Origin of the sequence: Acinetobacter sp. 1542444 (genome assembly GCF_000581835.1) — a bacterium.
Lineage (GTDB): Bacteria > Pseudomonadota > Gammaproteobacteria > Pseudomonadales > Moraxellaceae > Acinetobacter > Acinetobacter pittii.
On sequence record NZ_JEYA01000001.1, the window covers coordinates 487,994 to 502,180 of the forward strand.

At 38.0% G+C, this 14,187-nt stretch carries 12 protein-coding genes and 1 pseudogene; 10 read left to right on the forward strand and 3 right to left on the reverse strand.

The window, feature by feature from the left end; all coding sequences use genetic code 11:
• Positions 1–73: 73 nt before the first annotated feature.
• Positions 74–195 (reverse strand): annotated as a pseudogene (locus J580_RS23505) (hypothetical protein).
• Positions 196–326: 131 nt separating this feature from the next.
• On the opposite strand from J580_RS23505, the gene J580_RS06750 reads away from it, so the two are divergent.
• From J580_RS06750 to J580_RS06780, 7 genes are all read left to right on the forward strand, one after another.
• Positions 327–2,117 carry an ABC transporter substrate-binding protein gene (locus J580_RS06750; RefSeq protein WP_081403550.1) on the forward strand — a complete coding sequence of 597 codons (1,791 nt, stop codon included), beginning with the start codon at positions 327–329 and terminating at the stop codon, positions 2,115–2,117.
• A gap of 15 nt (positions 2,118–2,132) precedes the next feature.
• The gene (locus J580_RS06755) at positions 2,133–3,956 is read left to right on the forward strand and encodes an ABC transporter substrate-binding protein (RefSeq protein WP_081403551.1); all 1,824 of its coding nucleotides are present in this window, start codon (positions 2,133–2,135) and stop codon (positions 3,954–3,956) included.
• A 22-nt stretch (positions 3,957–3,978) separates the two neighbouring features.
• Positions 3,979–5,991, forward strand: a complete 2,013-nt coding sequence (locus J580_RS06760; RefSeq protein ID WP_032003539.1) for a M3 family metallopeptidase — start codon at positions 3,979–3,981, stop codon at positions 5,989–5,991.
• Between the two features lie 12 nt (positions 5,992–6,003).
• On the forward strand, positions 6,004–6,942 hold the full coding sequence (locus J580_RS06765) for an ABC transporter permease (protein ID WP_000881922.1): 939 nt from the start codon (positions 6,004–6,006) through the stop codon (positions 6,940–6,942).
• A 7-nt stretch (positions 6,943–6,949) separates the two neighbouring features.
• The gene (locus tag J580_RS06770) at positions 6,950–8,092 is read left to right on the forward strand and encodes an ABC transporter permease (protein WP_032003540.1); all 1,143 of its coding nucleotides are present in this window, start codon (positions 6,950–6,952) and stop codon (positions 8,090–8,092) included.
• A 12-nt stretch (positions 8,093–8,104) separates the two neighbouring features.
• Positions 8,105–9,838, forward strand: a complete 1,734-nt coding sequence (locus J580_RS06775) for an ABC transporter ATP-binding protein (RefSeq protein WP_032003541.1) — start codon at positions 8,105–8,107, stop codon at positions 9,836–9,838.
• A gap of 107 nt (positions 9,839–9,945) precedes the next feature.
• On the forward strand, positions 9,946–10,605 hold the full coding sequence (locus tag J580_RS06780; RefSeq protein ID WP_032003542.1) for an SOS response-associated peptidase family protein: 660 nt from the start codon (positions 9,946–9,948) through the stop codon (positions 10,603–10,605).
• Positions 10,606–10,664: 59 nt separating this feature from the next.
• Here the strand turns inward: J580_RS06780 and J580_RS06785 are convergent, their stop codons facing one another.
• The gene (locus tag J580_RS06785; RefSeq protein WP_005069482.1) at positions 10,665–11,033 is read right to left on the reverse strand and encodes a hypothetical protein; all 369 of its coding nucleotides are present in this window, start codon (positions 11,031–11,033) and stop codon (positions 10,665–10,667) included.
• Between the two features lie 295 nt (positions 11,034–11,328).
• Here J580_RS06785 and J580_RS06790 point away from each other — a divergent pair, with 295 nt between their 5' ends.
• Together J580_RS06790 and J580_RS06795 are read left to right on the forward strand one after the other, a co-directional pair.
• Positions 11,329–12,186, forward strand: coding sequence for a 3'(2'),5'-bisphosphate nucleotidase CysQ family protein (locus tag J580_RS06790; protein WP_005069479.1), 858 nt, complete (start codon positions 11,329–11,331; stop codon positions 12,184–12,186).
• Between the two features lie 57 nt (positions 12,187–12,243).
• Positions 12,244–12,978, forward strand: coding sequence for a histidine phosphatase family protein (locus J580_RS06795; RefSeq protein WP_002117975.1), 735 nt, complete (start codon positions 12,244–12,246; stop codon positions 12,976–12,978).
• A 57-nt stretch (positions 12,979–13,035) separates the two neighbouring features.
• Here J580_RS06795 and rpsT read toward each other — a convergent pair whose 3' ends face one another.
• A complete protein-coding gene (gene rpsT / locus J580_RS06800; RefSeq protein ID WP_002117906.1) occupies positions 13,036–13,302 on the reverse strand; it encodes a 30S ribosomal protein S20 in 267 nt (88 codons plus the stop codon).
• A 212-nt stretch (positions 13,303–13,514) separates the two neighbouring features.
• On the opposite strand from rpsT, the gene J580_RS06805 reads away from it, so the two are divergent.
• Entirely contained in the window at positions 13,515–14,180 is a 666-nt protein-coding gene (locus J580_RS06805) for an NAD(P)H-binding protein (protein WP_017399521.1), read from the forward strand.
• Positions 14,181–14,187 lie beyond the last annotated feature (7 nt).

A 14,187-nucleotide genomic window follows, 5' to 3' on the forward strand; every position in this document is an offset into this window, starting at 1 on the left:
TGATTAACATATGCAAATATAATATTTGGCAAAAAGTTACTTTTATTTATATAGTTCAAACCATTTTAAGTACCTAATAAAAATATGAATTTCTAATATTATTAATTATTTTGTGATGAATATTAATAAATGGCATGAAATTCGCTTTATTTTCAGTAGTTACAAAAGATTGGGTTTTTGACTTTGTTTTTCCATTTGTTCAAATAAAAACGCTTATAGAAAAGTAAAGAATTAAACCCAAATAGGCTTATCTGTTGAAAAAGAACTTTTCTTATGCAGATTTAGATGTTACTCAAAAGGATAATATCTTTTAAAAAACTAATTACGTGGGTATGAACTTGAAATTAAAATTTTTTAAGCTCGCCATTTTAAGTCTGGCTATTACATCAGTTCCTTGTGCTTACGCAATTACACCAGCACAACCAAACAAAATTTTGCATGTTGCCTATGAAGCTCCAGATGATGGCTTCGATATGGTTAAAACTACCAATTTCTATAGTGCTAATATTGCTGAGGCAATTTTTGAGCCTTTACTCAAATATGACTATCTGGCACGTCCATTACAGTTAGCTCCCTATACAGTAGAGAGTCTGCCTAAAGTGGAACAAGACGGTAAAGTTTATACTTTTAAAATTAAGCCAGGTATCTATTTTACCAATGATCCCGCTTTTAAAGGTAAACGCCGTGAGCTAGTAGCCGAAGACTACGTCTATACAATTAAACGGATTCTAGATCCTAAAAATAGAGCACCGTCTGTTTCATTCATTGATGGTAAGTTACTAGGTGCCGATGCGGTTGTAGCCCAAGCAAAGAAAACTGGAAAATTTGATTATGCTGCTCCAATTGCAGGAGTCAAAGCACTTGATCGATATACTTTACAATTTACCTTAACTCGCCAAGACTATAATTTCCCTTATATTCTTGCCTATATTACTTTTGGCGGAGTTGCTAAAGAGGTTGTCGATTATTACGGTGACCGTATTGGTATGCATCCCGTAGGTACAGGCCCTTACATGTTAAGTAAATATGTACCAAGAAGTAAGGTCGAGTTAGTTGCCAATCCTGATTATCGTGGTTTCGTTTGGAACTTTAAGTCGACAGGAACACCTTGGGATAACCAACTTGTTAAGGAAATGTCTGGAAAGAAAATGCCACAAATTGGAAAGGTGGTGGTCAGTATTATTGAAGAACAACAGTCAAGATGGTTAGCTTTTCAGTCGGGTCAATTAGATTTTGACAAACTTACAGCAGATGCCGTTCCTCAAGCCTTAGACGGAAATCAACTCAAAGCCTCTTTCAAGAAAAGAGGAATTAAACATTATCCAAATAAAGACCCCGAGATTACCTATACGATGATGAACATGCGTGATCCGGTGATTGGAGGTTTTAGTCCAGAAAAGATAGCTCTACGTAGAGCAATTACTTTGTCATACAACCAAAAAGAAAGTATAAAACAGGCTTATAAAGGGCAAGCTGTTCGGGCTGAAATGTTTATACCTGAAGGTGTGAATGGTTATAATCCAAAGTATAAAAGTAGCGTAGCGTACAACCCGCTGCTAGCAAATAAATTACTTGATTATTATGGTTATAAAAAAGGTGCTGATGGTTATAGAACTCAGCCAAACGGGAAACCTTTAATTTTAAAAATCAATACAGAAAATAGCTCAGCATCAGTTATTCACTCTGAACTTTGGAAAAAGAATTTAGATGCGATTGGCATTCGAGCTGACTTTAAGGTGAGTAATTTTGCAGATAACTTAAAAGCCGCAACTCAATGTAAATATATGATCTGGAGTGGGGCGTGGATTGCTGACTATCCCGAAGGAGATAATTTTGCACAATTATTATATGGACCAAATGCTGGACAGGGAAACCATGCTTGTTATCAGTCCAAAATGTATGATGCTCTTTATACTCAGGCCATTCATTTACCACCGCAACAACGTCTACCATATTATGAAAAGCTCAATCGCCAGATTGAAGCTGATAACCCATGGATTGTTCATGTAACTCGAATTCGTAACTGGTTAGTACGGCCACAAGTTCAGGGTTTTAAACCTCATCCTATGATGAATACAAACTGGCAATATCTTGATATTACTCCTATTAAAAAATAATTTTAGATAAAGATCATGATGACTGAAAATTTAAAACAAAAGCTCAAGCATTGTAGTATCAGCTTGCTATTCGCTAGTATGGCCTTAACGGGATCTACAAGTATTTTTGCGAAAAGCCCAGCCGATCCGAATAAAGTTTTACGTTACGTATTTCCAACAGCTGAGACAGGTTTCGACCCGGCTTATATCCATGATTTATATTCGGCGCATGTAACCACTTCGATATTTGAAACTCTATATACCTATGATTATTTAGCAAGGCCGGCAAAACTTATTCCGCAAATAGCAACCGCTATGCCAGAAGTCAGTGCCGATGGTTTGACCTATACCATTCGCATTAAAAAGGGAATTTATTTTACGCCAGACCCTGTTTTTAAAGGCAAACCTAGAGAATTAACAGCCAATGATTATGCGTATTCTTTTAAGCGTTTATTGGACCCGAATCTGCGCTCTCCAAATAGCTGGCTATTAGAAAACAAAATTGAAGGTATGGATGCGTTAGTCAAAGCAGCTAATAAATCCGGAAAATTTAATTACGATCAAAATGTAAGTGGTTTACAAACACCTGATAAGTACACTTTGGTGATTCGGTTAGTAAAACCAGACTATAACTTTCCTTTATTACTGGCCCATGATCCGACAGGTGCGGTAGCACGCGAAGTCATCGAAAAGTATAAAGACAAAGCAGGTTATGTAATGGGCCACCCTGTAGGTACAGGTCCTTATGTGCTGAGCAAGTGGGTACCAGCATCGCGTATTGTTTTGAAAGCGAATCCTGATTATCGCGGCTTTACTTGGAACTTTACTGCCAGCAGTCCTGAAGATCAGGCAATTGTGAAGCGCCTTAAAGGTAAAAAAATGCCTCAAATAGGCACAATTGATATTCAGGTGATGGAAGAAAACCAATCACGATGGCTAGCATTTCAACGTGGTGAGGTTGATATATTTCAGCTTGAAGGTCAACTGGTCGCAAAAGCAGTTAAAGACGGTAAATTAAGACCTGAACTTGCTAAAGAAGGTGTGCAGTTATCTCGCATTGTTGACCCCGAAATTAGCTATATTTATTGGAATCTTAAAAATCCAGTCGTTGGTGGAATGAGTAAAGAAAAAATTGCTTTACGCCGTGCGATTGCGATGTCTCGTTCAATAGATCAAGAAATTAAACTAGTAAGAAATGATGATGCAGAGCGTCTACATTTTCCAATTCCATCAGGTGTAGTGGGTAATGACCCTCAATACAGAACCAGTACTCCATATTCGGTGAAAGCAGCAAATTTACTATTAGATAGATATCACTATAAAAAAGATGCCTCAGGTTGGCGTACACAACCAGACGGAAAACCTCTTGTCATTGAATATATGGCGCGTAGTGACAGTATTGGGCAGCAAAGCGCTGAGCTCTGGAAGAAAAATTTTGATAGTTTGAATATCCGTATGGTCTTTAAACCCATGCTCTTTGCAGATCTTATTCGTGCGCAAAAACAATGCGACGGGATGTTCGGGTCTTCTGCATGGATAGCCGATTATCCAGATGGGGATAATTTTATGCAGAATTTTTATGGACCTAATACACATATGACGAACTGGTCTTGTGGTTCTACACCAGAGTTTGATCAGTTGTATCGCCAAACGCAACAAATGCAAGCAGGTCCTGAGAGAGATGCACTTTATCGAAAAATGACACGGTTATTAGAAGTATATATGCCTGTCCAAATCTCTTATGCACGCTACCGGAATATGCTGGCTCAACCAAAAATCATTGGATATAAGAAGCATCCAATTTTACATGCAGAGTGGATGTATTTCGATATTGATACAAATACTAAATCTAATCATTAAATGAAAAAAAATTGGAGATACGATGAAAAATAATGCACTGAAAATGACAACTTTATGTATGTTGACCATAGGTGTAAGTCAGTTTGCAATGGCAGAGACAACACGTCCTATTTTGCCATTACTTAAAGCACAACAACTTCCAGCATGGTGTGATGCGAATTTAAAAAAGATTCAGAAAGAGATTTCAAATTTTGAAAAAACACCTGTTAAAGATAATGCAGCAGCGGCACCTATATTGGCAAAATGGGATAAAGTTTTTGCGCATTTTGAAGATTTCTCAGGTCCTATAAGTCTATATAGTAACGTAGACCCAGATGCAAAGTTACGTAAGGCAGCAGAAGACTGTGAAATCAAAATTAATCAGTTTCATACTGATATATTTCAAAATTCAAAATTATATAACGTCATTAAGAATACAAAAGCTAGTGATCCGATAGACCAAAAATATCGTCAAGATATCTTAGATCAGTTTGAAGACACAGGTGTTCAACTTGAGCCAGTAAAACGTGCACGAATGAAAGCTATTCTGGATGAGTTGACCAAACTCGAACAAGAATATGCCCGTAATGTCCGCGATAATCCGGAGAAACTTGAGTTTACTCCTGAAGAGATGAAAGGCTTACCTCAAAGTTATATTTCAGCATTAAAGAAAAATGCTAAAGGTAATTATTTATTAGGTTTTGAATATCCAGAGTATCGTCCTTTTATGGAGTTGGCAGATAATGATGATGCTCGAAAAAGATATCAAATTGCCTTTACTCGACGGGGTACTGAGCAAAATTTAAAACTACTCAAACAGGCAATTGATTTGCGTTATGAGCTTGCACAGTTATTTGGAAAAGCAAGTTATGCAGATTGGGTTTTAAAAGACCGCATGGCAAAAACGCCCGAAGCTGTAAATCAGTTTTTGGCAGAAGTACAAAAAACAGTAGCACCACTAGAACGCAAAGAAGTAGAAGAACTCCGTGAATTTAAAGCACAAACATTAAAAACACCATTAGAAAAAACCGAGATCACACGTTGGAGTGAAGCTTACTGGAGTGAAAAGCTTCGTAAGAGTAAATATCAGATCGATCAGGAAAAACTTCGTGATTATTTTCCAACCTTAGCTGCTCAAAAATGGTTGTTTGCTATTTCATCTGACCTTTATGGTATTGATTTTAAACCTGTCAAAGTTAAAGCATGGCAGGACGAAGTTGAATATTACGATGTAGTTGATAAGAAGACAGGAAAACTCCTTGGTGGCTTATATATGGATAAATTCCCTCGTGAAGGGAAGTATGGCCATGCCGCTGTTTGGGGAGTATATGGTGGTAGTACATTAACAAACCGCTTACCAGTTTCAGCCCTAGTTACGAACTTTAATCGTAAAGGGCTAAATAGCGATGAGCTTGAAACGTTTGTCCATGAGTTTGGTCATGCTTTACATGGCATTTTGTCAAATACACGTTATGCGAGTCAGTCTGGAACATCCGTAGAGCGTGATTTTGTAGAAGCACCATCTCAAATGTATGAAGAGTGGGCACGCCGTAAAGAGACTTTATCTAAAGTGGCTGATTATTGTGATCCAGCCTGCCCACGTGTTGACGATGAGTTAATTGCCCGTTTAAAAGCTGTACATAACTATGGTCGTGGCTTGCGTTATGCCCGTCAGACCCTTTATGCACAGTACGATATGTCATTGCATACTGCTGATGCATTAAAAGTGAAACCTTTAGAAAATTGGCAAAAAATGGAAGCTGCTACAGCTTTGGGTTATGTACCAACAACAGAGTTTCCTGGGCAGTTTGGGCATTTGATGGGCGGTTATCAAGCAGGTTATTACGGCTATATGTGGTCTGAGGTTTTAGCTTTAGACATGCTTTCTGCTTATGGGGACAACCTTAATAACCCGCAAGTAGGGCAACGTTACCGTCAAACGATCTTATCGCAAGGTAGCCAAAAACCAGCAGCTGAATTAGTTAAAGATTTCCTCGGTCGTGATCCTGACAATAAAGCATTCTTTAACGAAATTACCGGACAACGGGTTAAATAAGGAATTATCACTATGCTGGCATATGTTATTCGGCGGTTATGGCAGATGATTCCAACGATGTTGGGGGTAGTCTTACTTATTTTTATTCTTTTTAACTGGGTAGGTGGCGATCCTGCTTATATTTTAGCGGGCAAGATGTCTAATCCTGAGCAGATCGAAAACATTCGTAAGCAGTTAGGTGTCGATCAGCCTTATTACGTTCAGCTCTGGATTTTCATTAAACAAATACTAACTTTTGACTATGGTGCAAGTTGGAGTACCGGCGAACCCGTTTCTCAAATTATTTTAACCCGATTAGGACCCTCGCTTACGCTTTTAATCCCACTGACTATTTTACAGACGGTTATTTCAATTATTTTGGCATTAGCTGTTGCTGCGGTACGAGGCTCTCTAACCGACCGTATGGTCATGATGCTATGTACTATTGGCATGTCGATCAGCATCTTAGTTTACATTATCGTTTTTCAATATGTTCTGGCTTATCAGCTAAGTTGGTTTCCTGTGCAAGGCTGGAGCGACACTTTTACTGATAACTTATTTAAGTTTGCCTTACTGCCAATTCTAATCATGCTGGTGGTGAGTATTGCACCGACTTTACGGTTATATCGTAGTTTCGTGCTTGATGAAATTAATCAGGACTATGTTCGAACAGCACGGGCTAAAGGTGTGGGTGAAAGCCGAATCTTAGGTGTACATGTACTACGTAATGCTTCAATTCCTATTATTACCGATGTGATGTCAACTTTACCTGCATTGCTCATAGGCGCATTTTTAATTGAACGTTTTTTTGGTATTCCCGGAATTGGTCGAGAGGTGATTATTGCAGTTGAGCGGAGTGATTTTCCTGTTATTAAGGCAATTACAGTTTACATCGCAGCTGCAACCATGATTTTTAACCTGATTGCCGATTTGGTCTACAAAGTGGTTGATCCACGTGTACAGTTGAAGTAGGTGGGCTATGCTGAGCGTTTTATCAAAAAGAAAACAACAAACAAAAGCCGAAGCTCATTCATCTGGCCTGTGGAAACTTGCCATGCGTCGTCTTCGGGCCGACAAGATCGCAATGTCATCGCTAGTGATTGTATTGCTTTATTTTATTATCTTGTTTCTATCAATGACGGGCGTGATTGCATCTGACTGGAATAAAGAGGTTGCAGTAAGTTATGCACCACCTACATTTATCGGCGCAGACAAGACAACAGGTGCAGGACAAAATGCAGCAGCGATTGAAGAAGAATTACCAGAAAATCCAGTTGATCCTTTAAAAGATGTAATTAACAAGCTTAAGGCTGAAATTAAACAAGAAAAGAGTGCGGGAAGTGCAATTGATTATTATGGTGTAGTTGACCCTTTAGCTGATGATATGAAAGCGATCGATCAGCAACTTGGAGGACATTTACTTGATCAACAAGCAGAACTGAAAAGTACCCTTGTGTTTGGAGCTGATAAATGGGGACAGGACGTTTTAAAGAAAACTATTAAAGGTGCTGAAACTTCAATTATTGTTGGGGTGATATCGGCTTTACTTGCAGTAGGAATTGGTACACTTTTAGGCGCAATTTCTGGATATTTCGGCGGTTGGGTTGATGATATTCTCAACTGGTTTTATAACATTTTTACCTCAATTCCATATTTGTTATTAGTTCTCGCGATTGCTGCAGTACTTCAACAAAAAGGTATTTTGTCTATTGTTCTGATTTTAGGTTTAACGGGCTGGACGGGTGTTTATCGATTAATTCGTGCTGAATATATGAAACACACTGCACGTGAATACGTTCTTGCTGCCAAAGCAATTGGTGTTGGTCACTTCCGCCGTATGTTCATTCATATTTTCCCAAATGTCAGCCATATCGCTTTGGTCCAAATGTCAATTCTGGTGGTGTCTTTCATTAAATCTGAGGTCATCTTGAGTTTCTTAGGCTTCGGTGTGCCAGTAGGCGTAGTGTCTTGGGGGAGTATGCTAAATGAAGCACAAAGTGAACTTCTTTTAGGCAAATGGTGGCAGCTTGTAGCAGCCTCTGTCGCAATGGCTGTTTTGGTAACGGCATTTTCAATGTTTACTGATGCACTTCGTGATGCATTAGATCCAAAACTAAAATAAGAGGAAGGTCAAATGTTAGAACAAGAAAATAAGAAAGCACCGTTACTGCATGTTAAAAATTTACGAGTAAGTTTTAAAGGTGAAGATAAGCAATATATTCAAACCGTAAAAGGAATTACTTTTGATATTCCTGCAAATACTACGGTTGCTTTAGTAGGTGAGTCGGGTAGTGGTAAATCGGTTACTTCTTTGGCAACTATGGGATTGCTGCCTTTAGGTCAGAGTAAAATTGATGAGCAAAGTAAAATTATATTTGAAGGCAAAGATTTATTGAGCTTATCTCGTAAAGATATGCGCAAAATCTGTGGTAAAGATATTGCGATGATTTTTCAGGAGCCGATGTCATCATTAAATCCTGTTTTTACAGTTGGCAACCAAATTGCAGAAGTGTTGTGTTTGCATATGGGGTTGAGCCGTAAACAGGCTCGACAACGCGTTCTAGAGTTGCTTAAAGAAGTAGGTATTCCTTCACCTGAAACTAAAATTGACGCTTATCCAAATCAACTTTCGGGTGGTCAACAGCAACGTGTCATGATTGCAATGGCGATTGCGTGTGAGCCTAAACTGCTCATTGCCGATGAGCCGACTACGGCACTTGATGTAACGATCCAAAAGCAAATTATTGATTTACTCGAGTCATTACGTAAACGTCGTCAAATGTCGATGCTTTTTATTACCCACGATTTAGCATTGGTTGGTGAAATTGCAGATAAAGTTATTGTGATGCGTCATGGTGAGATTAGAGAGCAAGGTGCTGCTGAAGAGGTTCTTGAACAGCCTAAAGATGTATATACGAGAGCTTTGCTCTATTGTCGCCCGCAAATGTCACAAAGACCTTATCGTTTGCCTGTGACGAGCGATTTTATGCGTCAAGAAGACGATGTATTGATCGAACAAAGTTTTGATGCTTCAGAAATTCCCGAGCGCAAACGTGGCTTAATTGGTGATGAGAAAATCATCTTAGAAGTAAAAGACCTGAAAAAAAGCTTTTATAGTCGTAAGGGTCTATTTGGCAAAGAAGAGTTTCAGGCCGTAAAAGGAGTTTCTTTTAAGCTGGCTAAGGGAAAAACTTTGGGTTTAGTCGGAGAGTCTGGATCAGGTAAAACGACTGTTGGGCTATTACTCATGCGCTTACATCAGGCATCTGGTGGGCAGGCTTTCATCGAAGGTAAAGATATTCTTTCATTAACTGAAAAAGAGTTTGCTAAATATCAACGTAAAATCCAGATCATCTTTCAAAACCCATATGCCTCTCTTAATCCACGCTTTACCATTGGACAGATTTTATTAGAGCCTATGCAAATTCATAACATTGGTAAAGATGATGCTGAGCGCAAACAAATTGCGCTGGGACTGCTTGAGCGAGTGAATCTGCCTGAACAAGCTTACTACCGATATCCACATGAGTTTTCAGGTGGACAACGTCAACGTATTGCCATTGCACGCTGTTTAACGCTAAAGCCTGAAATTTTGATTTGTGATGAATCCGTTTCGGCCTTGGATGTTTCAGTTCAGGCACAAGTACTTAATTTATTACAAGACTTACAAGATGAGTTTGGGCTGAGTTATATCTTTATTTCACATGACTTATCGGTTGTGAAATATATCTCTGATCAGGTCATGGTCATGAATCACGGCGAGGTTGTAGAAATAGCCAATTCAGATGAACTCTATGCACATCCTCAACATGATTATACTAAACGACTATTACAGGCGATTCCTCAAGGGATTCAACACGTTTCATAAGCGTAAAGTTATGTCGTTAAGGGCACTTTCGAGTGCCTTTTTATTTGGTTTATGTGGTAAATGCTTATAAAATAAAAGAAGTAAATGTAGAGTATTTTATTCTTGTTATGTGCGCTAATTTTAAACCTTTAACGCTTGCCCAATTACAGCAACTTCAGTTGCCTGTGGTCGGCTTTAGCTATGCCGAAGAGGTTTATCCTGCAGGAACAATGCCACTATTATTTAAATCACTACAAGGGCTTGAGTGGCGTGAAGTGATGTTCGGATTGGTTCCAAAATGGGCTGAAGATACAAATATAGCAAAACATACCTACAATGCCCGCCATGAGACTATTTTCCAAAAACCGAGTTTTCAAGAAGCTGCACTTAAATGTAAATTTGGTGTGATTCCAGTGACCGAATTTTATGAAAGTAAGTATATAAATGATAAGCCTGAGCGGTGGGGTGTACGCCGTAAAGATGGGCAGGCTTTTTTTATTGCAGCGATCTACGAAATTTGCAAAATGAATGAAACGATTATTCGTTCTGCAAGTATGTTGACCATGGATGCTATAGACCATCCAATGATGAAAGATTTTCATGAGCCAGGCGATGTTAAACGATCAGTTATTGTGATTCCACATGAACGACTAGATGAATGGTTAAGTTTAGAAACACCAGATATTTCCAGCTTTATTGAAGGTTTTCCAGTTGAAGAGTTTGAATGCTCTCATGTCCCAAAAGAAAAAATTATAAAACCGACACCACAGTTAAGTATGTTTGACTAATCTATCTAAAATTAAGATGAGGTTATTGATGTCAAATTTGAATCAATAACCTATATGACTTATTCAATATTTTTACTTAATGTTTGTACTTCAGAATCTTCAGCTAAATAGCTCAATTCAATCGGTGAAATCACAAAAGTTGTATTATCTGAGGTCTGTTTAAATACAAAGCCATATTCAAAAGATTGGCTATTTTTACTTGGTAACCAGAATAGATAAGGGCAGCCTGTATAACTACCATCCCAACCCATTTCTCTAGCGAGAGCCAAAGCTGTATCAGATTTCGCTATGATTTCTTTGAGTGATTCTTTATCTCGTGTTGAGACATCACCATCATCATCTGCAAATGTTTGTAGAAACTCATTTAAGGGCTTAAGGTCTTCCCAGTTATGTTCTATTGTTGAGAAATGATATCCATATAGCATCATGTGCACTTTCTTCCATCTTGTTATTGTGTCCTTGAACATACCAAGAAATATATGAAAAGGAAATGGATAAATCTGATTTAAGTTGTTTATTTTTCATAACTTATAGATTATTTTTTGTACGGAATAAAGACTTTTATAAATATTAAAATTATTTATATTACCTAAATAGCATAGGTGGAAAGTAACAATCCTAATGATTAGGATAAATTACTATTTTAGTAAATCAAACTGTTGGCGAATATAGAATTGTTCATAATTCACCTATAATGGAAGTGAAACTATGTAGAGCATATTTATGTTTATAACAACTACGCGCCCACAAGATAATTTAATTAATCAACTTTTGCCTATTTTGGAACAGGCGAGTCAGATTTTACTAGAAGAATATCAAAATTATTCTGCGGGTTATGAGTTTACTATTCATGAAAAGCAAGATGATTCACCTGTAACCCAAGCGGATCTAAAGGTAAATAGATTTTTATTAAAGCATCTTGCAGAGATTACTCCAGAGTTGCCTGTATTGTCTGAAGAAAGTGATTATAGTGCCCGTCATGAATGGTCTACTTGTTGGATGTTAGATCCACTCGATGGAACCAAAGAATTTATACATGAACGTGATGAATTTACGATCAATCTAAGCTTGATCAACGGCAAAGAAACTGTTTTCTCAGTTATTGCTGTGCCATGTGAACAAGTTGTGTACTTAGGATATCTACAAGATTTACCTTTTAAATATAGCTTTAGCCAACAACAATGGTATCAATATCAGGTTAGTTCAACTTCGCTAGATGCACCTATACAAATAGGACTTAGTCACGGTAGTAAAAATCCAAAATACCAAAAATTTATTCAACCTATAGAAAAAGAACATCGTATTATTCGACGAGAAGCTGGGAGTGCCTATAAGTTTTGCATGATGTTAGAAGGTGAAATAGATATTTACCCACGCTTTCATCCTACTTCTGAATGGGATACCAGTTCTGGTCAAGGTCTCTTAGAAAGTATAGGCGGTGGTTTACTTACTCTTGATGGAAAACCTTTTGAATATAACCAAAGAAGCACGGTTTTAAATAAGGGCTTTATCGCTTTTCGTGATCAGGAAAGCAAAAAAATAGCATTTGAAGCATTAGCCCAATCAGGTGTTATAGATTGAGAGTTATGCCAGACATGTTATAGTGGCAAAGTATTGAAAAAAGATGACAAGATAAAGATGGCACTCGATTTATTGCCTAAAAGTATGTTTGAAGCAATTGATTTATTGCCCGATGCTTCAACTCCTGTAACCTTATTTACGCGCCATTCTTTAAGAGAACTTGTAGATGGGCAGGGCTTGGCTGGTTATGATCTCCAACTTACTCCTCAAGGACGTGAGCTTGCGCAGGCATGGGGTAATTACTTAATCAAAAATACAGATCGTGTTATTCAGCATTGTATTTCAAGTCCAATACAACGCTGTGTCGATACGGCGGCACTCATGATTGAAGGGGCTGACGATGTAAGTCCCCAATCAAATACTCATACGATTGAAATTATTGAGCAAGGGCTACTTGTTGAACCGGGTAGCTTTGTGTTGGATATACAACAAGCTGCTCCTTATTTTAAAAAGCAGGGTGCTTTAGGTTTTATTAATAGTTTTGTAAATAATGCATTACCTGGTATGAAACATCCCATTACAGGTGTTTTAGATGTACTAGAGCTTATTTACCGGACTCATCCAAAAACTAAAGGCGGTCTTAGTTTAGCCGTGAGTCATGACACGATTATTGCAGCAATTGTTGCTGTAATTTCTGGCGAGAATAAAATTAAGAAAGAAGACTGGCCGGAAATGATGGAAGGGTTATTTGTATGGTTTGAAGGTGAAGAGTTTCCAAATTGTAAATTAAAGTGGATTTGGAGAGGAAAGGCCTACGAACTGAATGTAGCTAAATTTCATAAAGTGCTATAAGCTCAAAAACGATAGATAATAAAAAAAGCCCTATTGGGCTTTTTTTACATGTTCAAATTAGTTAGCTAACGCTTTAACTTGAGCATTTAAACGGCTCTTATGACGAGCAGCTTTATTTTTGTGGATGATGCCTTTATCAGCCATGCGGTCGATTACAGGAACAGCTTTTTTGTAAGCTTCTGTAGCAACAGCATAATCACCACCAGCGATTGCACTTAAAGTACGTTTGATGTAGGTACGAACCATAGAACGCAAGCTTGCGTTGTGTTTACGCGCTGTAACGTTTTGACGCGCACGTTTTTTAGCTTGAGCAGAGTTTGCCACTCTTGCACTCCTTGAAAATAAGTTGGTCTGGGCGGGCTGTGGTCAATTCAGTAAACTGGTGTAACCATCACCAGCCCGTAAACAAGTGCCATATTGTGATGAATCAACACCGTGAAGTCAAGCCTTGCGAGCATTTTAAGCGGTTTTAGGGGCTGCTAAAACGGTAAGAAAAGGTTAAATTTGATACAAACTTAAAGAGGGTTGGATAAAAAATGACTATAAGTACTAAAAAAGCAATTGTGATAGGTGCTACGGGACTTGTGGGTTTAGCGCTTGTCGAACAGCTTGAGCAAACTCCGGAATTTGAAGCGATTACTGTTGTGGTCAGAAAAGAATCACAACTACTTAATACATATAAAAAAGTTACTCAACTCGTTATAGAGGATTTTTTATTACTCAATGATGAAGATGTGAATGGCCATACCCATGCATTTAGCTGTCTTGGAACAACATTAAAAATGGCTGGTTCAAAACAGGCTTTTTACGCTGTAGATTATGAAATCAATGCTCATTTAGCAGATTTAGTGCAAGATAAACATATTCATCTATTGCTAGTGAGTGCCCTTGGAGCAAATGCAAATTCTCCAATTTTCTATAATAAAGTGAAAGGACAGTTAGAAGATTATATTGAGAGTCTAGAACTCGAAAAGCTATCTATTTTTAGACCATCTTTACTGATTGGTAAACGCAGCGATGTACGGTTTATTGAAGACTTAGGGCAAAGTCTATTTAAACTTATCGAGAATAAATTTCAAAAGCCATTCAAATATAAGCCAGTAACTGCCGAGCAATTGGCTCATACGATGGTCGTAGCGGCACTAACGCAAATTGAAGCCTTTAAACGATATGATAATCTGAGCATACAACAAACTCGATAAGGGAGTA